This is a genomic window from Duganella sp. LjRoot269 (genome assembly GCF_964254095.1).
GTDB classification, from domain to species: Bacteria; Pseudomonadota; Gammaproteobacteria; order Burkholderiales; family Burkholderiaceae_D; genus Rugamonas; species Rugamonas hordei.
The window spans coordinates 6,914,843-6,940,711 of the sequence record NZ_CAXUSL020000001.1 but is presented as its reverse complement, the minus strand read 5'-3'; the positions used below and the strand labels follow the sequence as shown (position 1 = coordinate 6,940,711).

At 64.1% G+C, this 25,869-nt stretch carries 24 protein-coding genes; 22 read left to right on the top strand and 2 right to left on the bottom strand.

The features are described 5' to 3' along the window. Nucleotides 1-160 precede the first annotated feature (160 nt). Nucleotides 161-517, bottom strand: coding sequence for a DoxX family protein (locus ACSQ3S_RS31020; RefSeq protein WP_436144771.1), 357 nt, complete (start codon nt 515-517; stop codon nt 161-163). 170 nt (nt 518-687) lie between these two features. After that, entirely contained in the window at nt 688-1,113 is a 426-nt protein-coding gene (locus ACSQ3S_RS31015) for a winged helix-turn-helix transcriptional regulator (protein WP_176652229.1), read from the bottom strand. 88 nt (nt 1,114-1,201) lie between these two features. On the opposite strand from ACSQ3S_RS31015, the gene hemH reads away from it, so the two are divergent. The 22 genes from hemH (at nt 1,202) to ACSQ3S_RS30905 (ending at nt 25,821) form a co-directional block, all read left to right on the top strand. After that, entirely contained in the window at nt 1,202-2,311 is a 1,110-nt protein-coding gene (gene hemH / locus ACSQ3S_RS31010; RefSeq protein ID WP_176652230.1) for a ferrochelatase, read from the top strand. A 168-nt stretch (nt 2,312-2,479) separates the two neighbouring features. Beyond that, on the top strand, nt 2,480-2,626 hold the full coding sequence (locus ACSQ3S_RS31005; RefSeq protein WP_176652231.1) for a hypothetical protein: 147 nt from the start codon (nt 2,480-2,482) through the stop codon (nt 2,624-2,626). 86 nt (nt 2,627-2,712) lie between these two features. Then, the gene (gene grpE / locus ACSQ3S_RS31000) at nt 2,713-3,255 is read left to right on the top strand and encodes a nucleotide exchange factor GrpE (protein WP_176652232.1); all 543 of its coding nucleotides are present in this window, start codon (nt 2,713-2,715) and stop codon (nt 3,253-3,255) included. Between the two features lie 90 nt (nt 3,256-3,345). Then, nucleotides 3,346-5,292 carry a molecular chaperone DnaK gene (gene dnaK / locus ACSQ3S_RS30995; protein WP_176652233.1) on the top strand — a complete coding sequence of 649 codons (1,947 nt, stop codon included), beginning with the start codon at nt 3,346-3,348 and terminating at the stop codon, nt 5,290-5,292. A gap of 124 nt (nt 5,293-5,416) precedes the next feature. Beyond that, a complete protein-coding gene (gene dnaJ / locus ACSQ3S_RS30990) occupies nt 5,417-6,544 on the top strand; it encodes a molecular chaperone DnaJ (RefSeq protein WP_176652234.1) in 1,128 nt (375 codons plus the stop codon). A 96-nt stretch (nt 6,545-6,640) separates the two neighbouring features. Next, entirely contained in the window at nt 6,641-7,318 is a 678-nt protein-coding gene (gene can, locus ACSQ3S_RS30985) for a carbonate dehydratase (RefSeq protein ID WP_176652235.1), read from the top strand. A gap of 94 nt (nt 7,319-7,412) precedes the next feature. Then, on the top strand, nt 7,413-8,294 hold the full coding sequence (locus ACSQ3S_RS30980) for a TauD/TfdA dioxygenase family protein (protein ID WP_413448203.1): 882 nt from the start codon (nt 7,413-7,415) through the stop codon (nt 8,292-8,294). Between the two features lie 14 nt (nt 8,295-8,308). Beyond that, the gene (locus ACSQ3S_RS30975) at nt 8,309-9,322 is read left to right on the top strand and encodes an ABC transporter substrate-binding protein (protein ID WP_436144770.1); all 1,014 of its coding nucleotides are present in this window, start codon (nt 8,309-8,311) and stop codon (nt 9,320-9,322) included. Between the two features lie 4 nt (nt 9,323-9,326). Continuing rightward, a complete protein-coding gene (locus ACSQ3S_RS30970; RefSeq protein ID WP_436144769.1) occupies nt 9,327-10,139 on the top strand; it encodes an ABC transporter ATP-binding protein in 813 nt (270 codons plus the stop codon). Then, a complete protein-coding gene (locus ACSQ3S_RS30965) occupies nt 10,136-11,005 on the top strand; it encodes an ABC transporter permease (RefSeq protein ID WP_436144768.1) in 870 nt (289 codons plus the stop codon). Before ACSQ3S_RS30970 ends, ACSQ3S_RS30965 begins: the two co-directional genes overlap by 4 nt. Nucleotides 11,006-11,124: 119 nt before the next feature. Continuing rightward, nucleotides 11,125-11,748 (top strand): ANTAR domain-containing response regulator, encoded by a 624-nt coding sequence (locus ACSQ3S_RS30960; RefSeq protein WP_176652240.1) that lies wholly within the window; start codon nt 11,125-11,127, stop codon nt 11,746-11,748. Nucleotides 11,749-12,115: 367 nt separating this feature from the next. Further along, a complete protein-coding gene (locus ACSQ3S_RS30955) occupies nt 12,116-13,288 on the top strand; it encodes a CmpA/NrtA family ABC transporter substrate-binding protein (protein ID WP_436144767.1) in 1,173 nt (390 codons plus the stop codon). A gap of 12 nt (nt 13,289-13,300) precedes the next feature. Next, complete coding sequence (gene ntrB, locus ACSQ3S_RS30950) at nt 13,301-14,209, top strand: nitrate ABC transporter permease (protein ID WP_176652242.1); 909 nt, start codon at nt 13,301-13,303, stop codon at nt 14,207-14,209. Between the two features lie 11 nt (nt 14,210-14,220). After that, nucleotides 14,221-15,027 carry an ABC transporter ATP-binding protein gene (locus ACSQ3S_RS30945; RefSeq protein WP_176652243.1) on the top strand — a complete coding sequence of 269 codons (807 nt, stop codon included), beginning with the start codon at nt 14,221-14,223 and terminating at the stop codon, nt 15,025-15,027. Continuing rightward, on the top strand, nt 15,027-15,698 hold the full coding sequence (locus tag ACSQ3S_RS30940) for a type IV pili methyl-accepting chemotaxis transducer N-terminal domain-containing protein (protein ID WP_353401263.1): 672 nt from the start codon (nt 15,027-15,029) through the stop codon (nt 15,696-15,698). Before ACSQ3S_RS30945 ends, ACSQ3S_RS30940 begins: the two co-directional genes overlap by 1 nt. Nucleotides 15,699-15,708: 10 nt before the next feature. Beyond that, on the top strand, nt 15,709-16,494 hold the full coding sequence (gene cobA / locus ACSQ3S_RS30935) for a uroporphyrinogen-III C-methyltransferase (protein WP_436144766.1): 786 nt from the start codon (nt 15,709-15,711) through the stop codon (nt 16,492-16,494). Nucleotides 16,495-16,748: 254 nt separating this feature from the next. Further along, nucleotides 16,749-18,053, top strand: a complete 1,305-nt coding sequence (locus ACSQ3S_RS30930) for an MFS transporter (RefSeq protein WP_176652246.1) — start codon at nt 16,749-16,751, stop codon at nt 18,051-18,053. A 13-nt stretch (nt 18,054-18,066) separates the two neighbouring features. Beyond that, nucleotides 18,067-20,598 carry a nitrite reductase large subunit NirB gene (nirB, locus tag ACSQ3S_RS30925; protein WP_436144765.1) on the top strand — a complete coding sequence of 844 codons (2,532 nt, stop codon included), beginning with the start codon at nt 18,067-18,069 and terminating at the stop codon, nt 20,596-20,598. 10 nt (nt 20,599-20,608) lie between these two features. Continuing rightward, a complete protein-coding gene (nirD, locus tag ACSQ3S_RS30920; RefSeq protein WP_176652248.1) occupies nt 20,609-20,956 on the top strand; it encodes a nitrite reductase small subunit NirD in 348 nt (115 codons plus the stop codon). Beyond that, entirely contained in the window at nt 20,953-22,167 is a 1,215-nt protein-coding gene (locus ACSQ3S_RS30915; RefSeq protein WP_176652249.1) for an NAD(P)/FAD-dependent oxidoreductase, read from the top strand. Before nirD ends, ACSQ3S_RS30915 begins: the two co-directional genes overlap by 4 nt. Before the next feature lie 15 nt (nt 22,168-22,182). Further along, nucleotides 22,183-24,897 (top strand): molybdopterin-dependent oxidoreductase, encoded by a 2,715-nt coding sequence (locus ACSQ3S_RS30910; RefSeq protein ID WP_436144764.1) that lies wholly within the window; start codon nt 22,183-22,185, stop codon nt 24,895-24,897. Nucleotides 24,898-25,023: 126 nt separating this feature from the next. Further along, the gene (locus ACSQ3S_RS30905; RefSeq protein ID WP_413448208.1) at nt 25,024-25,821 is read left to right on the top strand and encodes a gamma-glutamyl-gamma-aminobutyrate hydrolase family protein; all 798 of its coding nucleotides are present in this window, start codon (nt 25,024-25,026) and stop codon (nt 25,819-25,821) included. Nucleotides 25,822-25,869 lie beyond the last annotated feature (48 nt).

Genomic DNA, 25,869 nt, shown 5'->3' with positions numbered 1-25,869 from the left:
GATCCGCTTCCTGCTGGACGGCCGCGAGCTCAGTTATTTTTCCATGGTGACCACGGTCGGCACGCCGCAAGCGGTGGCCGCCCAGGGAACTGCGCATCGAATATCTGTTTCCGGCCGACGACGCCACCGAACTGCATCGTCCGGGCAACTGAGAGCCGAATCAGGCGGGTTTTCTGGCGTAGGCGATGCAGGTCGCGACACTGGCGGACAACAGCGCGACGTTGACCGGCAGGGCACTGAATTCCGCGCGCATCGCATGGAAGACCATCGCGCATGCCTGCAGCGCCGAGCAACCCAGCGCCGCCGAAGCGGTGAGCTTGCCGGGCCAGCGCAGCAACGCCGGCAGCACGATGCCGACGGCGCCGGCCAGGTCGATGAGGCCCAGCAGCCGCACGCTGAAGACGGGCAGGTCGCCCGCCCAAGGCCAGATTGCGGCCAGTTCCGGAATCGGCATGGCCAGCTTCATCGCCGCACCAGCGCCGAACGAGACGGCGACGAACCACTGCGCAAGCCACAAGGCGATACGGCGTTGGCGCCGGTGCTCAGGTGTGGAAAAAAGCAGATCGATGCGGACATAAATTCCTCCAGGCCGGTTGATGCCGCGACAGCGGCGATGCGTGGCATTGTAGAGATCTGCCGCAGGCCCACAAGAAGGCACATGCGTGATACCGGCGGCGATGGGCGGCGTCAGCGGCCGCGCGCGGCGATGCGGTGCACGCCCGCAGGTTCCGCAGTGTTATCAGCCCGGGCCTGCGCCTGGTCGTAGCGTTCGCGGGACTGTCCTATCTGGTCGCGGTGCTCGTTGCCCCACTGGGCCAGCGCCATCAGCGGCACCAGCAGCGACCGGCCGCGATCGGTGAGCGCGTATTCGACCGTCGGCGGATTGGTGGCAAACTGCGTGCGCGACACCAGGCCGTCGCGTTCCAGCCCCCGCAGCGTCAGCGTCAGCATGCGCTGCGTGATGCCGGTGATGGTGCGGCGAAGCTCGTTGAAGCGCAGCGGTCCCCTGCCCAGCAGTCCAACGACCAGGATCGTCCAGCGGTCGCCGATGCGTTTCAGGACCTCGGTCAGCGCGCGGCAGTCTTCGCGCCCATGTTCGCTATCGTCGAGCAAAATCTTCCCCCTTGCGGATCAAATGGCTGTGCTTTTATTTTAGACCATATAATTGCAGCCTCTCCAGCTCCCGCAAACCCAGGCGTCCATGACCTTTTTAAAAGAACCTCCCTACAAGCACGGCACCGTCGGCCGCAGCGCCATCGTGCTGGTCAACCTGGGCACGCCCGACGCGCCGACCCGCTCGGCCGTGCGCCGCTATTTGAAGGAGTTTCTGTCCGATCCGCGCGTGGTCGAGATTCCGCGCGCCGTGTGGTGGTTCATCCTGAACCTGATCATCCTGCCGTTCCGCTCGGGACAGTCGGCCAAAAAATATGCATCGATCTGGACCCGCGAAGGCTCGCCGCTGAAGGTGCACACCGACGCCCAGGCCCAGCTGCTGCGCGGCGCGCTGGGCGAGCGCGGCCACCAGAACTTGACCGTGGCCATGGCCATGCGCTACGGCTCGCCGTCGCTGCCGGAGGTGCTGGCCCGGCTGAAGGCCGACGGCGCCGACCGCATCGCCGTGCTGCCAGCCTATCCGCAGTATTCCGGTACCACCACCGGCTCGATCTACGACGCCGTGTTCGACCACTACGGCTCGGTGCGCAACATCCCCGAGCTGCGCTTCGTGCGCAACTACCACGACCACGAGGCCTACATCCGCGCGCTGAAGCTGTCGGTGCAGGCGCACTGGGAAGCCCACGGCCGTCCAGACAAGCTGGTGATGAGCTTCCACGGCGTGCCCAAGCGCACACTGATGCTGGGCGACCCCTATCATTGCGAATGCCTGAAAACCGCGCGCCTGCTGGCCGCCGCGCTGAAACTGACGCCGGACCAGTATGTCGTCACCTTCCAGTCCCGCTTCGGCAAGGCCGAGTGGCTGCAGCCGTACACGGCGCCGACCATCGTTCAGCTGGCGCGCGACGGCGTCAAGCGGGTCGACGTGCTCTGCCCCGGCTTCATCAGCGACTGCCTGGAAACGCTGGAAGAAATCGCCATGGAGGTGCGGCACGAGTTCGAGCAGGCCGGCGGTAAAGACTTCCGCTACATCCCCTGCCTGAACGAATCGCCAGCCTGGGTCGCCGCGCTGGCGGAAATTGCCGAACAGCACATCATCGGCTGGCCGACGCAGCTGTCGCCCGCCCAGCATGATGCAATCAAGAAAGATGCGGAATCGGGCCGCGCCAGCGCCCTCGGCCTGGGCGCGGCTGACTGAAAAGAGACAAACTGACCACAACCGCGCCCCCGCACCATAATCAGCACTTGCGGGTGACGAGTGCCAGCCTGTTAAAATAGCCGGCTGACGGGATCGGCGGCATAGCATATCCATGCCGTCGCGAGGACGATGTACACCAGGATGGATGCTGCTATCAGTGGCAACTTCATGATGATGCGCTCCCTGAAAAACCGCCGCGAAGGGTGTCTTAAGCTCATCTTAGACGCTGCGGCGCAAAAAAGTAGAGGTCGCAAGGGCGAAGTTTTGTATCGCTTTGTACCGGACCGTGCCGTACTGAAATGGCTGGCGGAATAACCCTTGAAAATATAGGTTATCGCCCCATTTGCAGCCAGTGCGGTAGAAAAGTAATGTCAAACAAATACGATTGTAGGAGTCTCTAGATGCAAGATCAGGAAAACCAAGCAGCACCTAATCCAGAGGCGGCAGCGGCCGCTGCGTCGGCCCCGCCATCGACCCCGGACCAGCCTTCCCTGGAAGAGCAGCTGTCGGCCACCGAAGCGAAACTGGCCGAGATGCACGACGCCTTCATGCGTGCCAAGGCTGACGGCGAAAACATCCGCCGCCGCGCCCAGGAAGACGTGGCCAAGGCCCATAAGTTCGCGGTGGAAAGCTTCGCCGAAGCCATGGTGCCGGTCAAGGACAGCCTGGAAATGGCCCTCAAAGTCGAAACCCCGTCGATCGAATCGCTGAAGGAAGGCGTGGAAATGACGCTCAAGCAGCTGTCGTCGGCGTTCGAGAAAAACCGCCTGCTGGAGATCCTGCCGGCACAGGGCGAGAAGCTGGACCCGAACAAGCACCAGGCCGTTGCCGTGGTGCCTGCCGACCAGGAAGCCAATACGGTAGTTTCCGTACTGCAAAAAGGCTATATGATCGCGGACCGCCTGCTGCGTCCCGCCATCGTGACCGCTGCGCAGGCAAAGTAATTTGCCGTAGCGCCGAACTAAGCACTTGAAAACATATAGCTTTTCCACATATTAGTACCATCTGAACTCTAGCAAATAAGGAAGAAAATCATGGGTAGAATTATCGGTATCGATCTGGGAACCACAAATTCCTGCGTTTCCATCATGGAAAATGGTCAGCCAAAGGTAATCGAAAACGCCGAAGGTGCACGCACGACGCCATCGATCATTGCTTACCAAGAAGATGGTGAAATTCTCGTCGGCTCCCCGGCAAAACGCCAGGCTGTCACCAATCCGAAGAACACGCTGTTTGCGGTCAAACGCCTGATCGGCCGTAAGTTCGACGAAAAAGAAGTGCAGAAGGACATCGGCCTGATGCCTTACTCGATCATGAAAGCCGACAACGGCGACGCATGGATCGGCGTACGCGACAAGAAACTGGCTCCGCCGCAAATCTCGGCTGAAGTGCTGCGCAAGATGAAGAAAACGGCGGAAGACTACCTCGGTGAAGAAGTCACCGAAGCTGTCATCACCGTGCCTGCGTACTTCAACGACTCGCAGCGCCAGGCCACCAAGGACGCCGGCCGCATCGCCGGCCTGGACGTCAAGCGCATCATCAATGAGCCAACCGCGGCCGCACTGGCCTTCGGCCTGGACAAGACCGACAAGGGCGACCGCAAGATCGCCGTGTATGACCTGGGCGGCGGTACCTTCGACGTGTCGATCATCGAGATCGCCGACGTGGACGGTGAAAAGCAGTTCGAAGTGCTGTCGACCAACGGCGACACCTTCCTCGGCGGCGAAGACTTCGACCAGCGCATCATCGATTACATCATCGACGAGTTCAAGAAGATCAACGGCCTGGATCTGAAAAAAGACCCGATCGCCCTGCAGCGCATCAAGGCTTCGGCCGAGCGCGCGAAGATCGAGCTGTCGTCGTCGCAGCAGACCGAGATCAACGAGCCGTACATCGCCATGGCGAACGGCGCGCCGGTCCACCTGACGCTGAAGATGACCCGCGCCAAGCTGGAATCGCTGGTGGAAGAACTGATCAACGCGACCATGGAACCATGCCGCATCGCGATCAAGGACGCCGGCGTCAAGGTCACCGACATCGACGACATCATCCTGGTCGGCGGTATGACCCGTATGCCGAAGGTGCAGGAAAAAGTTAAGGAGTTCTTCGGCAAGGATCCGCGCAAGGACGTGAATCCGGACGAAGCGGTCGCCGTCGGCGCCGCGATCCAGGGTTCGGTGCTGTCGGGCGAACGCAAGGACCTGCTGCTGCTGGACGTGACGCCTCTGTCGCTGGGTATCGAAACCCTGGGCGGCGTGATGACCAAGATGATCCACAAGAACACCACGATTCCTACCAAGTTCTCGCAAGTGTTCTCGACCGCCGACGACAACCAGCCTGCGGTGACCATCAAGGTCTACCAGGGCGAGCGTGAAATCGCGGCCGGCAACAAGGGCCTGGGCGAATTCAATCTGGAAGGCATCCCGCCAGCGGCACGCGGCACGCCACAGATCGAAGTGACCTTCGACATCGACGCCAACGGCATTCTGCACGTCGGCGCGAAAGACAAGGCCACCGGCAAAGAGAACAAGATCACGATCAAGGCCAACTCCGGCCTGACCGAAGCTGAAATCCAGAAGATGGTGAAGGATGCAGAAGTCAACGCCGAAGAAGACAAGAAAGTGAAAGAGCTGGCCGAATCGCGCAACCAGGCCGACGCGCTGGTGCACTCGACCCGCAAGTCGCTGACCGAATACGGCGACAAGCTGGACGCGGGCGAGAAGGAAAAGATCGAAGCTGCGATCACCGAGGTGGAAGGTTCGATCAAGGCCGGCGACAAGGCGGAAATCGACGCCAAGGTAGCCGCCCTGTCGACCGCTTCGCAGAAGCTGGGCGAGAAGATGTACGCTGACATGCAGGCGCAGCAAGCCGCAGCCGGCGGTGGCGCCGAAGGCGCGCAGGCAGGTGCCGGCGCCGAGCAGGCCAAGCCGCAGGACGACGTCGTCGACGCCGACTTCAAAGAAGTCAAAGACAGCAAGTAAGCACCCGGCGTCTTCCCGCTTGCGCGGGAACGACGAGCCGAGCCGCGTGTCCGCTCAAGCGGTGCCGGCTCGGCTTTTTAGCATAATCAGTACATCGGTATAAATACAGCAAGGTCCCGACAATATGGCAAAGCGTGATTTCTACGAGACACTTGGTGTCGCAAAAAACGCGTCTGAAGACGAGATCAAGAAGTCTTATCGCAAACTGGCGATGAAGTATCATCCGGACCGCAATCCGGATAGCAAAGAGTCGGAAGAAAAATTCAAGGAAGTCAAAGAAGCATACGAGATGCTGACCAATCCGGAAAAGCGCGAGGCATATGACCGTTACGGTCACGCCGGCGTCGATCCGAACATGGGCGGCGGTGGCGGCTTTGGCGGCGGCGCCGGCGGTTTCGGCGATGCCTTCGGCGACATTTTCGGCGACATTTTCGGCGGTGGCCGCGGCCGCAGCCAGGGCCCGCAGGTCTATCGCGGCGCCGACCTGCGCTACAACCTGGAGATCACGCTGGAGCAGGCCGCGCACGGTTTCGACACCACGATCCGCGTTCCGTCGTGGGACAAGTGCGACACCTGCCACGGTTCCGGCGCCAAGCCGGGCACCTCGCCGGTCACCTGTTCCACTTGCGCCGGCCACGGCCAGGTGCGCATGCAGCAGGGCTTCTTCAGCATCCAGCAGACCTGCCCCAAGTGCCACGGCACCGGCAAGATCATTCCCGAGCCATGCGCCGCATGCTCGGGCCAGGGCCGCATCAAGCGCAACAAGACGCTGGAAGTGAAGATCCCGGTCGGCATCGACAACGGCATGCGCATCCGTTCGTCCGGCAACGGCGAACCGGGTACCAACGGCGGACCGTCGGGCGATTTGTATGTGGAGATCCACATCAAGCCGCACAGCGTGTTCCAGCGCGAAGGCGACGACCTGCATTGCGAAATGCCGATCTCGTTCGCCAAGGCGGCCTTGGGCGGCGACATCGAGGTACCGACGTTGTCTGGTAAAGTATCGTTTACGATCCCCGAAGGCACCCAGTCGGGCAAGACCTTCCGCCTCAAGGGCAAGGGCATCAAGGGCGTGCGTTCCGGCTTCGCGGGCGACCTGTTCTGCCACGTGGCCGTCGAGACCCCGGTCAAGCTGACCGAGAAGCAGAAGGACATGCTGCGCGATTTCGAGAAGCTGACCACCGAGGGCGGCTCGAAGCACAGCCCGCAAAGCAAAACATGGCGTGACAAGGTGAAGGACTTCTTTGAGTAACTGCGACGTCACGCAGTCTTGGTAATATCGGACCGCCGCGCCGCCCTTTCCGGGCGGACCGGCGGTCTTCTTATGTACGAGAACGAGAGGAGCATCATGAGTGATCTGGATAACAGCAATTCCCCCCTGCGCGACCTGTTGGAGAATAACCGCCGCTGGGCCGAATCGGAAGTCGAACGTGATCCCGATTTCTTCAACCGCCTGGCGCAGCAAGCCTCGCCTGAGTACCTGTGGATAGGCTGCTCCGACAGCCGGGTGCCGGCAAATGAGCTGCTGGGCCTTGCTCCAGGCGACGTTTTCGTCCACCGCAACATCGCCAACGTGGTGGTGCACTCGGACCTGAACGCGCTGTCGGTGCTGCAGTTCGCGATCGACGTGCTGAAGGTGAAGCACGTCATCATCGTCGGCCACTACGGCTGCAAGGGCGTGCACGCGGCGATGACCGGCACCCGCGTCGGTCTGGCCGACAACTGGCTGCGCCACGTGCAGGACGTGCACCAGAAGCATGAGCGCTACCTTGGCGATACCCTGCCGAGCAAGAAGCGTTCGGAGCGCCTGTGCGAGCTGAACGTGGTGGAGCAGGTGTCCAACGTCTGCCAGACCACCATCGTGCAGGACGCGTGGGACCGCGGCCAGGACGTCACCGTGCACGGCTGGGTGTATGGCCTGAAGGACGGCAAGCTGCACGACCTGGAGATCACCGTCGCCGCCGCCCATGAACTGGCACCGCGCGTGACCAAGCGCCTGGCCGAATACAACGCAGATGAGGGCTGATTAGAAAACCGCATATCGATATCGGATAAGCTTCGTTTTCTAACTAAAGGAAGCGGCATAGACTGGGCGCATACTCACTCATCGGGCGTGTGCCATGTCTGCCGTTCTCCAATCTTCCCTCCAGCCTTCATTCGAGGTTGAAATCTTCGATGCGCCGCTGGGCGCGGAGATACTCGGCCTGGACCTGAACCGTCCGCTGTCCCAGCGCGATTTCCAGCGCATCCATACCGCCCACCTGGAGCACCACCTGCTGGTGTTCCGCGACCAGCGCATCACGCCGCAGCAGCAAGTGGATTTCAGCCGCCGTTTCGGCGCGCTGCAGATCCACGTGCTGCGCAATTTCCAGCTGCCTTCGAACCCGGAGGTGCTGATCATCTCCAACATCATCGAGGACGGCAAGCCGATCGGGCTGGGCGACGCCGGCCACTTCTGGCATTCCGACCTGTCGTACAAGGAAACGCCGAGCCTGGGCTCGATGCTGCACGCGCAGGAGCTGCCGGCCGAAGGCGGCGACACGCTGTTCGCCAACATGCACCTGGCGTGGGACACCTTGCCCGCAGCCTTGCGCAACGCCGTGCAGGGCTTGCGCGCGGAGCACAGCTATCTGGCACAATATGAAGAACTGCGCCGCCGCAATCCTTACCGCCCGCCGTTGACGCAGGCGCAGATCGACGAAGTGCGGCCGGTGCTGCACCCCGTGGTGCGCACGCATCCCGAGACGGGCCGCCGCGCGCTGTTCGTCAGCGAGCATTTCACCACGCGCATCATCGGCATACCCGAAGGCGAGAGCCGCGCGCTGCTGGACGAATTGTTTGCGCACAGCGTGAAGCCGGAGCATATCTACCGCCACCGCTGGGCGCCGCACGACATGGTGTTCTGGGACAACCGCTCGCTGATGCATCTGGCGGGAGGCACGCCGGATCACTTGCGCCGCAAGCTGTACCGCACCACCATCGAAGGCGACACGCCTTTCTAATTTCAAGGAAACCCATGTACAGATTGACTTCCCGCCTGATCGCCGCCGGGTCTGCTCTCACCCTCGCGTTGAGCTTCGCCACCGCGGCCCAGGCCGAGGGACGCATCCGCATCGCCGAACAATTCGGCGTCGTCTACATGTTGCTGAACGTGGCGCAGGACCAGCAGCTGATTGAAAAACAGGGCAGGAAGAACGGCATCGACATCAAGGTGGAATGGCTGCAACTGTCCGGCGGCCCGGCCGTGAACGACGCGCTGCTGTCCGGCGCCATCGATATCGCCGGCGCCGGTGTCGGTCCGCTGCTGACGATCTGGGACCGCACGTCGGGCAAGCAGAACGTCAGGGGTGTGGCGTCGCTGGGCAGTTTTCCCTACTACCTGGTCAGCACCAATCCCAAGGTGAAGTCGATCGCCGACCTGACCGGGAAGGACCGCATCGGCCTGCCGGCGGTGCAGGTGTCGGTGCAGTCGCGCATCCTGCAGTACGCGGCGGCGAAGCAGTGGGGCGACAAGGAATTCGCGCGCCTCGACAAATTTACCCAGACCTTGCCGCACCCGGATGCGACGGCGGCCGTCATTGCCGGCGGCACGGAGATCAACGGCCACTTCGGCAATCCGCCGTTCCAGGAGCAGGAGCTGGCCGGCAATCCGAACGCGCACATCGTGCTCAATTCGTACGACGTGCTGGGCGGCCCGAGCTCGGCCACGGTGCTGTATGCAACCGAGAAGTTCCGCAACGAGAATCCGAAGACCTATCGCGCCTTCACCGCCGCGCTGGCGGAGGCGGCCAGGTACGCAGCCGGCAATCCGGAAGGCGCGGCCGACGCGTACATCCGCGTCAGCAAGAGCAAGGTCGATCGCAACCTGCTGCTGAAGATCATCAAGAACCCGCAAGTACAGTTCAGCGTGGAGCCGCAGAATACCTACGGCCTGTCGCAGTTCCTGTACCGCGTTGGCGCGATCAAGAAGCAGCCCGCCAGCTGGCGCGACTACTTCTTCGACGATCCCGTGATCACGCAGGGTGGCTGAGATCATGAGCTTCCAGGTGGTACGTCCAACCAGCGGCATCGCGCCTTTGCTGAAAGCGGAGAGGGTGAGCCTGGAGTACGGCGCCGTGCGGGCCACGCACGACGTCAGCTTCGATGTGTATCGCGGCGACCGCTTTGTGCTGCTGGGGCCTTCTGGCTGCGGCAAGTCATCGCTGCTGAAGGCCGCAGCGGGCTTCATTAAGCCAAGCGGCGGCGGCATCAGCATCGACGGTGCCGTCGTCACCGGGCCAGGACCGGACCGCATCGTCGTGTTCCAGGAGTTCGACCAGCTGCCGCCGTGGAAGACGGTGAAGGAGAACGTCATGTTCCCCTTGCTGGCGACGAAGCGCCTGCGCCGCCGCGAGGCGGAGGAGCGGGCGCTGCACTGGATCGCCAAGGTGGGCCTGGCCGGCTTCGAGAACGCGCATCCGCACACCTTGTCCGGCGGGATGAAGCAGCGCGTGGCGATTGCGCGCGCGCTGGCGATGCAGCCGGAAATGCTGCTGATGGACGAACCCTTCGCCGCGCTCGACGCGCTCACGCGGCGCAATATGCAGGAGGAGCTGGGGCGCTTGTGGGAAGAGCTGCGCTTCACGCTGCTGTTCGTCACCCACTCGATCGAGGAGGCGCTGGTGGTGGGCAACCGCATCTTGCTGCTGTCGCCGCATCCGGGGCAGGTGAGGGCGGAGTTGAACAGCCACCAGTTTAGCCTCGACAGCGCCGGCAGCGCCGAGTTCCAGGCCGCCACGCGGCGTATCCACAGCCTGCTGTTCGATGCGCCGCCCGCCGCGCCGGCCGAGCGGAGTGTCGCGCTATGAGCCTGCTTCTCGATCCGCCGATCCGCCAGGAATGCGAATACATCACCGCCGCTCCGTCGCAGCGCGAAGCCGACACCACGCCGCGGCTGCAGCGCGCATGGCGCCAGGCCTGGCTGCGCAAGACGTTCATCCTCATGCTGCTGGCCGGCCTGTGGCAGGCGGTCGCCCGCTGGACCGACAACGACCTGCTGCTGCCCGGCTTCCTGCAAACCGCGCAAGCCTTCATCGGCGGCATCGCCAGCGGCGAGCTGACGGGCCGCATCGGCGCCTCGCTGTCCGTGCTGTCGCAGGGCTATGTCGTCGGCGTGCTGGCCGCCTTCGCGCTGACCGCGCTGGCCGCGTCGACCAGGATCGGCCGCGACCTGCTGGAGACGCTGACCTCGATGTTCAACCCGCTGCCGGCCATCGCGCTGCTGCCCCTGGCCCTGCTGTGGTTCGGCCTCGGCCGCGCCAGCCTGATCTTCGTCATCGTGCATGCGGTGCTGTGGCCGCTGGCGCTGGGCGCCTACGCCGGATTCCAGGGCGTGCCCGAAACGCTGCGCATGGCCGGCCGCAATTACGGCCTGCGCGGGCTGCGCTTCGTGCTGCAGATCCTGGTGCCGGCCGCGCTGCCGTCGATATTGTCCGGCCTGAAAATCGGCTGGGCCTTCGCCTGGCGCACGCTGATCGCGGCCGAGCTGGTGTTCGGCACCACCGGCGGCCAGGGCGGCCTCGGCTGGTACATTTTCCAGAACCGCAACGAGCTCTACACCGACAAGGTTTTCGCTGGCCTGGCCGCCGTCATCCTGATCGGGTTGCTGGTGGAGAACGTCGTATTCCGTCCACTGGAAACGTTCACCATCCGCCGCTGGGGCATGCAGCGCTGAAGGATGGGCTGGCAGGATTTCGGCTTTGTGCCGTAGAATCTGCAAATGCACATCAAAATTACTGGTTTGATTCTTGCTTGCTTAAGAGTCATGAACCACACTCCGTCCCTCGTATGACCATGAAACATTTACGTATCGTGGTCGTCAACACCATCATCCACGCCGGCGACGAGGATGATGAGTCGCTGCGCGCCCAGGCCGAGCGGGCCCGCGCGCTGCGCATCGGCCTGCTGGAGGCGGGTTACGACATCGTCGCTTCGCTGCCGCCGGACATGTACCTGCCCGAGCGCATCGCCCAGCTGCAGCCGGACATGATCATCGTCGATGCCGAGTCCGACGCGCGCGACGTGCTGGAGCACATCGTCATCGCCACGCGCGACGAGCGCCGGCCCATCGTCATGTTCACCGAGAGCGAGGATACCGAGAGCATGGAGGCGGCCATGGCGGCCGGCGTGTCGGCCTACATCGTGGCCGGCCTGCAGAGCGAGCGCATCAAGCCGGTGCTGCAGGTGGCGCTGGCCCGCTTCAAGCGCGAGCAGAAGCTGCTGGACGAGCTGTCCGACACCAAGAGCAAGCTGGCCGAGCGCAAGATCATCGAACGCGCCAAGGGCCTGTTAATGGAACGCCAACGTTTCACCGAAGAGCAGGCCTTTCAAAAGCTGCGCAGCATGGCGATGAGCAAGAACCTCAAGCTGTCCGAAGTGGCCCAGCGCATCATCGACGTCGAAGACTTGCTCGGCTAAATCCCCCGTCCAAAATGATGCACTGCGCAATAGCGGTGCATTTTTTTGCGCCACGGCGCGGCGCGCCTCTCCCCGTTTTTTGCCCATGCCCCTCTGTAAACCCTGCTGGCACGGACCTTGCAGTAGCTCAAGTATGCGCAATGTCGCGCACGATGATTCCCGCCAACGGCGGCGGGGACCACCAGACAACGATGTCTACACTCATGAATTCGTTCATGTGGGTAGACTTTTTTTTTGGGGATTTGCGATGGAATATAAAAAGCTACAAGCGGGCAGCGACCTGCCATCCGGCGGCAACGCCGACACTGGCGTCAATATCAAACGCCGGCAAATCATCCAAGGCGCAAGTCTAGTAGCTGGGGGGAGCATGTTGGGATTGTCAACGGGTGGGGTATGGGCGGCTGGTTCGGACAAGCCGGAAAAGGAAGAAATCAAGATCGGCTTCATTCCGCTGACCGACTGCGCCTCCGTGGTGATGGCGTCGGTGCTGGGGCTGGATAAAAAATACGGCGTCAAGTTCGTGCTCAGCAAGGAGGCCTCATGGGCCGGCGTGCGCGACAAGCTGGCCAACGGCGATCTCGACGCGGCCCATGTGCTGTATGGCCTGCTTTACGGCGTACAGATGGGCATCGGCGGCCAGAAGAAGGACATGGCGGTGCTCATGAGCCTGAACAACAACGGCCAGGCCATCACGCTGTCCAAAAAACTGTCGGACAAGGGCGCGGTCGATGGTGCATCGCTGGCCAAGCTGATGCAGACCGACAAGCGCGAATACACCTTCGCCCAGACCTTCCCGACCGGCACCCACGCGATGTGGCTGTACTACTGGCTGGCCGCCAACGGCATCAATCCGATGAAGGACGCCAAGGTCATCACCGTGCCGCCGCCGCAGATGGTGGCCAATATGCGCGTCGGTAACATGGACGGCTTCTGCGTGGGCGAACCATGGGGCCACCGCGCCATCATGGACGGCATCGGCATCACCGCCACCACCACCCAGGACATCTGGAAGGATCACCCGGAGAAGGTGCTGGGCTCGACGCTGGAATTTGCCAAGAAGTATCCCAACACCTGCCGCGCGATGATGGCCGCCATCCTCGAAGCGGGCAAGTGGATCGATTCGTCGCTGGCCAACAAGAACAAGATGGCCGAGGTCATCGCCGACAAGTCCTACGTCAACACCAGCAAGGATGCGATCGACCAGCGCATCATGGGCCGCTACCAGAATGGCCTGGGCAAGACCTGGGACGACCCGAACCACATGAAGTTCTACAACGACGGCGCGGTCAACTTCCCTTACCTGTCGGACGGCATGTGGTTCATGACGCAGCATCGCCGCTGGGGCCTGCTGAAGGACGATCCGGACTACCTGGCGGTCGCCACGGCGGTCAACCAGATCGACCTGTACAAGGATGCCGCGGCGATGACCAAGACGCCGGTACCCAAGAGTCCTCTGCGCAGTTCGAAGTTGATGGACGGTTCCGTTTGGGACGGCAAGAACCCGAAAGCGTTCGCCGCCTCGTTCAAGATCAAAGCCTGATAGGAGAATGCCATGAACGCCATGCTCCAGCCGGAAAGCGCCGCGCCAGTCGCGGCGGCCATCGAAGCTCCTACCGCGGCCGCACCGGCGCGCCGCCCGCGCCGTCCACTGGCGGCCAATTCCGCGACCCGCGTGCGGCAGCAGGTGTCCGCCACGGCGATGAAGATCGTCGCGCCGCTGCTGGGCGCGGCCTTGCTGGTGCTGGTCTGGCAGATCATCACCACCAACAACTCCGCCTTCCCGACGCCGCTGGCCACGCTGCAGGAAGCGGTCAAGTTGTTCTCCGATCCGTTCTACCGCACCAGCCCGAACGACCAGGGCATAGGCTGGAACGTGCTGGCGTCGCTGCAGCGCGTGGCGGTGGGCTTCGGACTGGCCGCCATGGTCGGCATTCCGCTGGGCTTTTTGATCGGTCGCGTGCAGTTCGTCGGCAACATGTTCGGCCCGATCATCAGCTTGCTCAAGCCGGTGTCGCCGCTGGCCTGGCTGCCTATCGGGCTGCTGGTGTTCAAGTCCGCCAACCCGGCGGCCATATGGTCTATCTTCATCTGCTCGATCTGGCCGATGATCATCAACACCGCCGTCGGCGTGCAGCGCGTGCCGCAGGACTACATGAACGTGGCGCGCGTGCTGAACCTGTCGGAGTGGAAGGTGCTGACCAAGATCCTGCTGCCGTCGGCGCTGCCCTACATCCTGACCGGCGTGCGGCTGTCGATCGGCACCGCATGGCTGGTGATCGTCGCGGCGGAAATGCTGACCGGCGGCGTGGGTATCGGCTTCTGGGTGTGGGACGAGTGGAACAACCTGAATGTCCCGCACATCATCATCGCCATCGTCGCCATCGGCGTGGTCGGGCTGATGCTGGAACAGGCGCTGATGGCCTTGGCCCGTGCCTTCACCTACGAACAAGTATCGAACTAAGGAGCACCATCATGGACGAGCCAAAATTCATCGATATCGAAGGCGTGGAAATGGTCTTCCATACCAAAAAAGGCGTGTTCCACGCGCTGCGTGAAATCGACCTGACGGTGCGCAAGGGCGAATTCATCACGCTGATCGGCCATTCGGGCTGCGGCAAGTCGACGCTGCTCAACCTGATCGCCGGCCTGCTGAAACCGACCGACGGCGTGCTGTTGTGCGCCAACCGGGAAATCGCCGGACCGTCGCCGGAGCGCTCGGTGGTGTTCCAGAACCATTCGCTGCTGCCGTGGCTGACCTGCTACGAAAACATCCACCTCGGCGTGGAGCGCGTGTTCGGCAAGACGGAAACCCGCCAGCAGCTGCGCGAGCGCACCATGCAGGCGCTGGCGCTGGTCGGCCTGACGGCGGCCGAGGCCAAGCGTCCGCATGAAATCTCGGGCGGCATGAAGCAGCGCGTCGGCATCGCCCGCGCGCTGGCGATGGAGCCGAAAGTGCTGCTGATGGACGAACCGTTCGGCGCGCTCGACGCGCTGACCCGCGCCCACCTGCAGGATGAGCTGCTGAAGATCGTCGCCGCCACCAAGTCCACCGTGGTGATGGTCACGCACGACGTCGACGAGGCGGTGCTGCTGTCGGACCGCATCGTCATGATGACCAACGGCCCGGCCGCCACCATCGGCGAGATCGTCGACGTGCGGCTGGATCGCCCGCGCGACCGCGTGGCGCTGGCGCAGGACGCGCGCTACACCGAGTACCGCACGGCGGTGCTGGAGTTCCTGTACCGCAAACAGGCACACCCGGCCAAGGAGGCGGCTTGATGGATATGACCATGCCGCCTATGGCGAAGGAGGGCGCCGCCGGGAAGGCGCTGACCGGTGAAGTGTTCGGCGCCTTGATTAATCTTTCCGGCCGCCGCCGTTTCACGTCGCAGCGCATCGTGTTGTACGCGCTGCTGGCGTCGCAGGGGCAGGAAAGCGGAGCCGCCATCGCACAGGAAGCGCTGGCGCTGTTCCGTAACGCCCACAAGGCGCTGCTGGCGGAGAAGGATGGCCTGCCGGGCGTGTTCTGCCCGGAGCTGCACGAGGCTTACTTCGGCAAGCTCGATGGCGACCGGCAGATCGCCGCCTTTGCCGACCTGGGCGAACGCACGCTGAAGGCCATCGCCCAGGGTTCGGCGCAAAGCGCCGAGCTGCTGGCGGAGCTGGTGCATATCACCACGCCGACGCTGGCGATCCTGAACACGATCACCAGCATCTACGAGGAACAGGCCAAGCAGAACGCCCGCACGGTGCGCAAGCAGCTGCGCGGCATCATCACCGATATTGAAACCATCAACCGCCAGGCGCGCATGGTGGCGTTCAACGCGCGCATCGTCGCGGCGCGCGCCGGGCAGGCCGGCAAGGAATTCGCGGTGGTGGCGGGCGTGCTGTCCAACATCACCGGCGAAATCGACGAGATGGTCAACACCGCACTGGCTGCGGCCGGATAAGGAAAACATCATGAGCAGCGTAACCCTGGTAGGCGCCGGTCCCGGCGACCCTGAACTGTTGACGTTGAAGGCCGTGCGCGCCATCGAGCGCGCCGACGTGATACTGATCGACGACCTGGTCAACCCGGAAATCCTGGGCTTCGCACCGTCGGGCGCGCGCGTGATCCAGGTCGGCAAGCGTGGCGGCTGCGCTTCGACGCCACAGGAATTCATCGAGCGGCTGATGATCGCCGAAGCCCGCGCCGGCCACCGCGTGGTGCGGCTCAAGGGCGGCGACCCCTATCTGTTCGGCCGCGGCGGCGAGGAACGCGCCTCGCTGCGCGCCCACGGCATCAAGGTAGACGTCATCCCCGGCATCAGCAGCGGCCTGGCCGCTCCCACCAGCATCGGCGTGCCGCTGACCCACCGCGCCTGGAGCCAGGGCGCGACCTTCGTCACCGGCCACGGCAAGGATGCGGCATCCGAGCCGAATTGGCCGGCATTGGCGCAAAGCGGCCTGACGCTGGTGATCTACATGGGCGTGGCCCGTGTCGACGCGATCCAAGCCGGCCTGATGGCGGGCGGCGCGGCGGCATCGACGCCGGTCGCCGTGGTGCAATCGGCAACACGCGACAACCAGCGGCAATTGCTGACGACCCTGGGCCAGCTGCCGCAGGCGCTGCGTGACAGCGGCTTGGGCAGCCCGAGCATCATTGTGGTGGGCGACGTGGTGCGCTGCGCCGACGCCTGGCAGGAGCTGGCGGATCAGGCGGATCAGGCGGATCAGGCGCCGCGCACCGCGAATGCGCACCGATAGCGTGCAATCGTGCACCGCAACATGGCAGCGCACCGCGCCGGCCGAACCGTATTTCCCGCTTCTCCCTCTGTAGACCCGTTGTAAACCATCTGGCACGCCTCTTGCAATACAGAGGATAAGGGATCAACGGCGATCCCCCCGAATACACACGCTGACCCAAAGACGGGTTGGCAGGACAACGGCGTCCGCCCAACCCGGTCTTAGGTGACCTTGGTTGCGCGGGCGCCTTTTTGTTTTCTGAACGGGATAAAAAAATGGCCAGCAAAGCTACCAGCATCAAGCTCTTCTCAATTTCAACGCCTCAGATGCGGGCGTTCCACTTGACCTGGATGGCGTTCTTCGTCTGCTTCTTCGCATGGTTCGCCTGCGCACCGCTGATGCCGGTGATCAAAGGCGAATTCGGCTTGAGCGTCGCACAGATCGCCAACATCAACATCGCCGCCGTGGCCATCACCATCCTCGTGCGGCTGGTGGTCGGCCCGCTGTGCGACCACTTCGGCCCGCGCAAGACCTATAGCGCCTTGCTGCTGCTGGGGTCCATCCCGGTGATCGGCGTCGCCTTCGCGCAGAGCTACGAGAGCTTCCTGTTCTTCCGCCTCGGTATCGGCGCGGCCGGCGCCAGCTTCGTCATCACGCAGTACCACACCTCGGTGATGTTCGCGCCTAAAGTGGTCGGCACCGCCAACGCGGCCGCCGCAGGCTGGGGCAACGCCGGCGGTGGCGTGGCGCAAGCGGTGATGCCGCTGCTGATGACCGCCATGATCATGCTGGGCGTGAGCGAGGGCTTCGGCTGGCGCGCCGCGCTGATCGTGCCGGGCGTGCTGATGATCGTCATGGCCGGCGTCTACTACCGCTTTACCCAGGATTGCCCGCAAGGGAACTTCAGCGAACTGCGCGCCGCCGGCATCGCCATCGAAGGCGGAAAAAAAGGCGGCTGGGACTCGTTCAAGCTGGCCGCCGCCAACTACCGCGTATGGCTGCTGTTCATCACCTACGGCGCCTGCTTCGGCATCGAGATCTTCATCCACAACATCGCCGCTGTCTATTATGTCGACCACTTCAAGCTGACGCTGGCGCAGGCCGGCATGGCGGCGGGCAGCTTCGGCTTGCTGGCGCTGTTTGCCCGCGCCCTGGGCGGCTGGGTGTCGGACAAGTTCGCCGCGGCCGGCAACCTGAATAACCGCGTCACGCTGCTGTTCGTGCTGATGCTGGGCGAAGGCGCCGGCCTGCTGATGTTCGCCAACGCCGGCAGCGCCGCGCTGGCGATCGGCGCCATGCTGGTCTTCGGCCTGTTCACCCACATGGCTTGCGGCGCGACCTACGCCGTGGTGCCTTTCGTCGACAAGCGCGCCCTGGGCGGCGTGGCCGGCATCATCGGCGCGGGTGGCAACGTCGGCGCAGTCGCTGCGGGCTTCCTGATGAAGGGCCTGGGCGACACCCAGCGGACACTGAGCATCCTTGGCGTGGTCGTCGCGGCATCGGCGCTGTGCGCACTGGCCGCACGGTTCAGCAACAGCGCCGTCGAAGAAACCGAAATCGCCAGCAAGCTGGCAGCCTGAAGGAACTAGGACTATGAAAATTATCGTTATCGGCCACGGCATGGTGGGCCACAAATTCCTGGAAAGCCTGGCCAACAGCGGCGCTTCCCACCTGCAGGTGACGGTGCTGTGCGAAGAGCCGCGCCCCGCCTACGACCGCGTGCACCTGTCCGAATTCTTCTCCGGCAAAGCGGCGGAAGACCTGACGCTGGTCAAACCGGGCTTCTTCGACCGCGACGACATGGTGCTGCGCCTGAACACGCGCGCCACGCAGATCGACACCGCCGGCAAGACGGTCACCACCGCCGACGGCAATGTGCTGGACTACGACAAGCTGGTGATCGCCACCGGTTCGTTCCCGTTCGTGCCGCCGCTGCCGGGCAAGGAGCGCAAGGACTGCTTCGTCTACCGCACCATCGAGGACCTGGAAGCGATGCTCGAATGCGGCAAGCGCTCCAGGACCGGCGTCGTCATCGGCGGCGGCCTGCTGGGCCTCGAATGCGCCAAGGCACTGCGCGACATGAACCTGGAAACCCACGTGGTCGAGTTCTCGCCGCGCCTGATGGCGGTGCAGGTCGACGACGGCGGCGCGCGCGTGCTGCGCCGGAAGATCGAAGACCTGGGCGTGACCGTCCACACGGGCAAGAACACCACCGCCATCGTCGACGGTGTCGACGGCACGCACCGCATGGAGTTCGCCGACGGCGGCCACCTGGATGCGGACATGATCGTGTTCTCGGCCGGCATCCGCCCGCGCGACATGCTGGCGCGCGAGAGCGGCCTGGCGATCGGCCCGCGCGGCGGCATCGAGATCAACAACAACTGCGTCACCTCGGACCCGGACGTCTACGCCATCGGCGAATGCGCGCTGTGGGGCGGCCTGATCTTCGGCCTGGTGGCGCCCGGCTATGAAATGGCGCGCGTCGCGGCCAAGCACATGCTGGGCGAGGCGGCGGAATTCGCCGGCGCCGACATGAGCACCAAGCTGAAACTGATGGGCGTGGACGTGGCCAGCATCGGCGACCCGCACGGCAAGGTCGAAGGCAGCCGCTCCTACCAGTTCACCGACGAGCGCAAGCAGATCTACAAGAAGATCGTGGTGTCCGATTGCGGAAAATACCTGCTGGGCGGCGTGATGGTCGGCGACGCCAGCGAGTACGGCACGCTGCTGCAAATGATGCTGAACAAAATCGAGCTGCCGGAATCGCCCGAGTTCCTGATCCTGCCGCAGTCCGACGGCGCCGCGAAGCCGGCGCTGGGCGTGGACGCGCTGCCGGATTCGGCGCAGATCTGCTCCTGCAACGACGTCTCCAAAGGCACGCTGTGCGCGGCGGTGGCCGGCGGCGTGACCACCATCGGCGAACTGAAAAGCTGCACCGGCGCCGGCACCTCCTGCGGCGGCTGCGTGCCGCTGGTGACGCAGGTGATGAAGGCCGAGATGAAGAAGCAGGGCATGGAAGTCAACAACCATGTCTGCGAACACTTCGCCTACTCGCGCCAGGAGATTTTCCATCTCGTCAAAGTCGGCAAGATCAAGACCTTCGGCGACCTGCTGCACAAGCACGGCAAGGGTCTCGGTTGCGACATCTGCAAGCCTCTCTCGGCCAGCATCCTGGCGTCGGTGTGGAACGACTTCGTGCTGAAGAAGGAACACGCCAGCCTGCAGGACACCAACGACTACTTCCTCGGCAATATCCAGAAGGACGGCACCTACTCGGTGGTGCCGCGCATGCCCGGCGGCGAGGTGACGGCCGACGGCCTGATCGCGGTCGGCACGGTGGCCAAGAAGTACGGCCTGTACACCAAGATCACCGGCGGCGCCCGCGTCGACATGTTCGGCGCCCGCGTCGAGCAGCTGCCGCTGATCTGGGAAGAGCTGATCGCGGCCGGCTTCGAATCCGGCCATGCCTACGGCAAGTCGCTGCGCACGGTGAAGTCCTGCGTCGGCTCGACCTGGTGCCGCTACGGCGTCGACGATTCCATCGGCCTGGCCATCGAGCTGGAAAACCGCTACAAGGGCCTGCGCACGCCGCACAAGATCAAGTTCGGCGTCTCCGGCTGCACCCGCGAGTGCGCGGAAGCGCAGGGCAAGGACGTCGGCGTCATCGCCACCGAGAAGGGCTGGAACCTCTACGTGTGTGGCAACGGCGGCATGAAGCCGCGCCACGCGGAACTGCTGGCGACGGACCTGGACAAGGCCACGCTGGTCAAGTACATCGACCGCTTCCTGATGTTCTACACCCGCACCGGCGACCGCCTGCAGCGCACCAGCACCTGGCGCGAAAACCTGGAAGGCGGCCTCGATTACCTGAAGCAGGTCGTCGTCGGCGACAAGCTGGGCATCGCCGCCGAGCTGGAAGCGGACATGCAGCATGTGGTGAACACCTATGCCTGCGAGTGGAAGGAAGCGGTCGAGAATCCGGAAACGCGCAAGCGCTTCCGCACCTTCGTCAACAGCGACAAGGCCGACGAGAACGTATTGTTCATGGAAGAGCGCGGCCAGATTCGTCCGGCCACCGTGGAAGAGCGCAAGCGCGTGATTCCTATCGCAGTCAAGGCAGCTTGAGGAGAAGATTATGCACCGTGATATTCAAACCGATAACTGGATCGCCGTCTGCAACCTGGACGACATCGTTCCCAACACCGGCGTATGCGCCTTGCTGAACGACGCGCAGGTCGCCGTGTTCCATGTGGACGACGGCAGCGCGCGCGTGTTCGCCATCGATAACTACGATGCGAATTCGGAAGCGGCCGTGCTGTCGCGCGGCCTGGTGGGCAGCCTGGGCGAACGCATCGTGGTCGCTTCGCCGATCTACAAGCAGCACTTCGACCTGCAGACCGGCGAGTGCCTGGAAGCGCCGGAGCACTCGGTGGGCACCTATCCCGCCCGCATCGCGGACGGCAAGGTCTGGGTAGGTCTATGAAACCGTCGCTGGTCGTCATTGGCAACGGCATGGCCGGCATGCGTACGGTTGAAGAACTGTACAAGCTGGCGCCGGATATGTACGACATCACCGTGTTCGGCGCCGAGCCGCACGGTAACTACAACCGCATCCTGCTGTCGCCGGTGCTGGCGGGCGAGAAGAGCATGGAAGACATCATGCTCAACACGCGCGAGTGGTACGTCCAGCATGGCATCACGCTGCACGCCGGCGACCCGGTCGAGCACATCGACCGCCGCAAGCGCATCGTGCGCGCGCGCTCCGGCCTGGAAGTGCGCTACGACCGTTTGCTGATCGCCACCGGCTCCAAGCCTTTCATCATTCCGGTGCCGGGCCATCAGCTGCGCGGCGTGCTGGCCTTCCGCGACATCCAGGATGTCGAGACCATGCTGGCGATGGCGCGCAACCACCGTCACGCGGTGGTCATCGGCGGCGGCCTGCTGGGTCTGGAGGCCGCCAACGGCCTGCAGCGCCAGGGCATGTCCGTCACCGTCGTCCATGTGACCGACGCGCTGATGAACCAGCAGCTCGACAAGCCGGCGGCGCTGCTGCTGCAGAAGGCGCTGGAAGCCAAGGGCCTGACGTTCATGATGAGCGCGCAGACCGAGGAAATCGTCGGACCGGACCGCGTGACCGCCGTGCGCTTCAAGGACGGCACCGTGATCCCTGCTGACCTGGTCGTGATGACCGCGGGCGTGCGCCCCAACATCGACCTGGCCAAGTCGGCCGGCCTGCATTGCGAACGCGCCATCGTCGTCGACGATACGCTGCAAACCTACGATCCGCGCGTGTATGCGGTTGGCGAGTGCGTGCAGCACCGCAGCGCCACTTTCGGCCTGGTCGCGCCGATCTGGGATCAGGCGCGCGTATGCGGCGCCCACCTGGCCGGCGCCGGCGTGCGCCGCTACGTGCAGTCGACCTCGCCGACGCGGCTCAAGGTCACCGGCGTGGATTTGTATTCGGTCGGCGATTTCATCGGCGGCGAAGGCAGCGAGGACCTGGTGTTGCGCGATGCGCGGCGCGGCGTCTACAAGCGCCTGGTATTGAAGGACGGCCGCGTCACCGGCGCCGTGCTGTACGGCGACGTCAAGGACGGGCCGTGGTACTTCAACCTGATCCAGAACCGCACCGACATCACGCCGATCCGGCAAAACCTTTTGTTCGGCGAGGCGCTCAGCGCGCGCGCCGCCTGATTTAGAGAGCATATCGTGAACCTGTCCACCGACCATCTGGCTGTACGCACCACCTGCGCATATTGCGGCGTGGGTTGCGGCGTGCAGGCCACTTCCAAGGCCGATGGCACGATCGCCATCGCCGGCGACAAGCTGCATCCGGCAAACAAGGGACGCCTGTGCGTCAAGGGTTCGGCGCTGGGCGAGACCCTGGGCCTGGACGGTCGCCTGCTGTATCCGCAGGTGCGCGCGGAGGACGGCCTGCGCCGCGTATCGTGGGACGAGGCGCTGGACAAGGTGGCGCAAAGCTGGCGCGCCATCATCGACGAACACGGCCCGGACGCCGTGGCGCTGTACGTCTCCGGCCAGCTGCTGACCGAGGACTACTACGTCGCCAACAAGCTGATGAAGGGCTACATCGGCAGCGCCAACATCGACACCAATTCGCGGCTGTGCATGTCGTCGGCGGTGGCCGGCTACAAGCGCGCCTTCGGCGAAGACCTGGTGCCGCTGTGCTACGACGACCTGGAACTGGCCGACATGGTGGTGCTGGTCGGCTCCAACACGGCGTGGTGCCATCCGATCCTGTTCCAGCGCATCCTGAAGGCCAAGGAGGCGCGCCCCGGGATGAAGCTGGTGGTGATCGATCCGCGCCGCACCGCCACCTGCGAGCTGGCCGACCTGCACCTGCCGGTGAAGGCCGGCACCGACGTGTGGCTGTTCAACGGCTTGCTCAGCTACCTGGAGCGCATCGGCGCGGTCGATCCGGCGTTCATCCGCAACAACACCAACGGCTTCGAGGCGGCGCTGGAAACCGCCAACGTCGATTGCAGCGATCCCGCCGCCGTCGCCAAGATCTGCCGCATCGAGTTGCCGGTGCTGATGGAGTTCTACGAATCGTTCGCCTCCACGCGCAAGACCATCACCGCTTTCTCGATGGGCGTGAACCAGTCCTCGGCCGGTACCGACAAGGTCAACGCCATCATCAATTGCCACCTGATCGGCGGCCGCATCGGCAAGCCCGGCATGGGACCGTTCTCGATCACCGGACAGCCGAACGCGATGGGCGGGCGCGAAGTCGGCGGCCTGGCCAACATGCTGGCCGCGCACATGGACCTGGACCGCGCCGACCATCGCGACGTGGTGCAGACCTTCTGGGAATCGCCCGCCATGGCCGACAAGCCGGGCTTGAAGGCGGTCGACCTGTTCCAGGCGATCGAGGCGGGCAAGGTCAAGGCGGTGTGGGTGATCGCCACCAATCCCATTGTCAGCCTGCCGGACGCCGACCAGGTACGGCGCGCGCTGGAGAAATGCGAACTGGTGATCGCCACCGACATCATCCAGAACACCGACACCAACGCCTACGCCGACGTGCTGCTGCCGGCGCTGGGCTGGGGCGAGAAGGACGGCACCGTCACCAACTCCGAGCGCCGCATCTCGCGCCAGCGCGCCTTCCTGCCGGCGCCGGGCGAGGCGCTGGCGGACTGGAAAATCCTGTCGCTGTTCGCGCAGCGCATGGGCTTCGGCGGCTTCGATTTCGGCGGTGCGCAGGACGTCTTCGACGAGCATGCGCGCCTGAGCGGCTTCCGCAACGCCGTCGGCGACGTGCCGCGCGCGTTCGACATGTCCGGCCTGGGAGGACTCAAGCAGCGCGAATACGACGATCTGGAGCCGACCCAGTGGCCGGTGCGCCGCGCCGCATCCGGCGAGTTGCAGATCGAGGCGCGCCTGTTCAAGGACAACGTCTACGCCCATGCCGACGGCAAGGCGCGTTTCATCGCCACCGCCACGCGCGCGCCGGCCAACGCCGTCTGCGAAGATTTTCCGCTGTCCCTCAACACTGGCCGCGTGCGCGACCAGTGGCACACGATGACGCGCACCGGAAAATCCGCCACGCTGGCCGACCACATCGCCGAATCCTTTGTCGACATCCATCCGCAGGATGCGCTGTTGCATGGCGTGCGCGAAGGCGAACTGGCGCGCGTGACCTCCCAGTGGGGCGCGATGGTGGCGCGGGTGCAGCACGGCGGCGGCATCGCGCGCGGCAGCGTGTTCATTCCGATCCACTGGTCCGGCCAGACCTCGTCCGACGCGCGCGTCGGCGCGCTGGTCAACCCGGTGGTCGATCCGGTTTCCGGCGAGCCTGAGTTCAAGCATACGCCGGTGCGCATCGAGCAGTTCCGCGTGAACTGGAATGGCTTCATCCTGAGCCGCACGGAATTGAACCTCGACAGCGTGGCCCACTGGACCCGCATCCAGGGCCGCGAATTTGCGCGCTATGAGCTGGCCGGCCGCAACACCATCAAGGATTTCAGCGGCTGGGCGCGCGAACTGCTGGGCGTACAGGATCTGGACGCCGACTGGCTCGAATACGAAGACCGCACCGCCGGCGTGTACCGCGCCGTGCACGTGGTGAACGACCGCATCGACCAGTGCATCTTCCTGTCGCCGCGCCAGGACATGCCGTCGCGCGCATGGCTGGCGAGCCTGTTCGTCAAGGATGAGCTGAGCGAGATCGACCGGGTCGGCCTGCTGGTGGGCATGCCGGTGGAGAAGGGCGCCGACGCCGGTCCCACCGTGTGCTCGTGCTTCGGCGTGGGCCGCAACACCATTTGCGACACGATCCGCATCCAGAAGCTGGAGACGGTGCCGCAGATCACCAGCTGCCTGAAAGCGGGCGGCAATTGCGGGTCCTGCGTTCCCGAGCTGAAGAAACTGCTGGCCGAAACCCGCGCGGAAGAGGTGGCATAGCCTTAAAAGCGGGCAAAACGCTACTAAAAGTACGAAACAGCGCTGTGCGCGGTGATGGTAAATGCAAAATGTGATAAATTGATCACATCGATCGCAGGAATTGCTTTCACTGAGATAGAGACCCACATGCGCCGCCCAATCGTCATAGTCCCAGCTTGTACCAGGCAGATAGGCGACCACGCTAATCACGCAGTCCAGGACAAGTACCTCAACGCCGTCGTCGCCGGCGCGCGTTGCATGCCTCTGGTATTGCCCGCGCTGGCCGGGCAGGCCGACCTCGAGGCGCTGCTGGCCGTGGCCGACGGCGTCATGCTGACCGGCTCCGCATCCAACATTCATTCCGCGCACTACGGCCAGGCGCAGCTCGATCCCTCGCTGCCGCTGGATGACGCGCGCGACGCCACCACCTTGCCGCTGATACGCGCGGTGCTCAAGCGCGGCATACCGCTGCTGGCCATCTGCCGGGGATTCCAGGAACTGAACGTGGCGCTGGGCGGCACGCTGCATCAGGCGGTGCAGAACCTGCCGGGCATGATGGACCACCGCGAGAACAAGGGCGATCCGCTGGAAAAACAGTACGGTCCCGCGCACCGCGTGGCCGTCACGCCGGGCGGCAAGCTGGCGCATCTGCTGGACCCAGGCCAGGGCCTGGGTCCAGGCCCCACCCACATCATGGTCAATTCGCTGCACGGCCAGGGCATCCACAAGCTGGCCGATGGCCTGGCGGTGGAAGCCGTCGCCGACGACGGCCTGATCGAAGCCGTTTCCGTGACCGCCGCGCGCGCATTCGCGCTGGGGGTGCAGTGGCATCCGGAATGGAATGTCGCCGCCAATCCGGATGCCATGAAGCTGTTCCGCGCGTTCGGCGACGCATGTCGTGCCTATCAGGCCAGCCAGCATCCACAACACAGGGAGCCGGCATGAAATTCACCCGTACCTACGAGCGCTGGGCGCGCCGCGTTCCTTAGCTGG

Excerpts from the sequence above, each read along its gene's own strand:
- ACSQ3S_RS30940 (WP_353401263.1), top strand. The coding sequence starts at position 15,027 with ATGGATATGACCATGCCGCCTATGGCGAAGGAGGGCGCCGCCGGGAAG.
- ntrB (WP_176652242.1), top strand. The coding sequence starts at position 13,301 with ATGAACGCCATGCTCCAGCCGGAAAGCGCCGCGCCAGTCGCGGCGGCC.
- ACSQ3S_RS30905 (WP_413448208.1), top strand. The coding sequence starts at position 25,024 with ATGCGCCGCCCAATCGTCATAGTCCCAGCTTGTACCAGGCAGATAGGC.
- ACSQ3S_RS30915 (WP_176652249.1), top strand. The coding sequence starts at position 20,953 with ATGAAACCGTCGCTGGTCGTCATTGGCAACGGCATGGCCGGCATGCGT.
- nirB (WP_436144765.1), top strand. The coding sequence starts at position 18,067 with ATGAAAATTATCGTTATCGGCCACGGCATGGTGGGCCACAAATTCCTG.
- ACSQ3S_RS30970 (WP_436144769.1), top strand. The coding sequence starts at position 9,327 with ATGAGCTTCCAGGTGGTACGTCCAACCAGCGGCATCGCGCCTTTGCTG.
- ACSQ3S_RS30930 (WP_176652246.1), top strand. The coding sequence starts at position 16,749 with ATGGCCAGCAAAGCTACCAGCATCAAGCTCTTCTCAATTTCAACGCCT.
- ACSQ3S_RS30955 (WP_436144767.1), top strand. The coding sequence starts at position 12,116 with ATGTTGGGATTGTCAACGGGTGGGGTATGGGCGGCTGGTTCGGACAAG.
- ACSQ3S_RS31005 (WP_176652231.1), top strand. The coding sequence starts at position 2,480 with ATGATGATGCGCTCCCTGAAAAACCGCCGCGAAGGGTGTCTTAAGCTC.
- ACSQ3S_RS30980 (WP_413448203.1), top strand. The coding sequence starts at position 7,413 with ATGTCTGCCGTTCTCCAATCTTCCCTCCAGCCTTCATTCGAGGTTGAA.
- ACSQ3S_RS30965 (WP_436144768.1), top strand. The coding sequence starts at position 10,136 with ATGAGCCTGCTTCTCGATCCGCCGATCCGCCAGGAATGCGAATACATC.
- ACSQ3S_RS30945 (WP_176652243.1), top strand. The coding sequence starts at position 14,221 with ATGGACGAGCCAAAATTCATCGATATCGAAGGCGTGGAAATGGTCTTC.
- can (WP_176652235.1), top strand. The coding sequence starts at position 6,641 with ATGAGTGATCTGGATAACAGCAATTCCCCCCTGCGCGACCTGTTGGAG.
- grpE (WP_176652232.1), top strand. The coding sequence starts at position 2,713 with ATGCAAGATCAGGAAAACCAAGCAGCACCTAATCCAGAGGCGGCAGCG.
- cobA (WP_436144766.1), top strand. The coding sequence starts at position 15,709 with ATGAGCAGCGTAACCCTGGTAGGCGCCGGTCCCGGCGACCCTGAACTG.
- ACSQ3S_RS30975 (WP_436144770.1), top strand. The coding sequence starts at position 8,309 with ATGTACAGATTGACTTCCCGCCTGATCGCCGCCGGGTCTGCTCTCACC.
- nirD (WP_176652248.1), top strand. The coding sequence starts at position 20,609 with ATGCACCGTGATATTCAAACCGATAACTGGATCGCCGTCTGCAACCTG.
- dnaJ (WP_176652234.1), top strand. The coding sequence starts at position 5,417 with ATGGCAAAGCGTGATTTCTACGAGACACTTGGTGTCGCAAAAAACGCG.
- ACSQ3S_RS30960 (WP_176652240.1), top strand. The coding sequence starts at position 11,125 with ATGAAACATTTACGTATCGTGGTCGTCAACACCATCATCCACGCCGGC.
- hemH (WP_176652230.1), top strand. The coding sequence starts at position 1,202 with ATGACCTTTTTAAAAGAACCTCCCTACAAGCACGGCACCGTCGGCCGC.
- dnaK (WP_176652233.1), top strand. The coding sequence starts at position 3,346 with ATGGGTAGAATTATCGGTATCGATCTGGGAACCACAAATTCCTGCGTT.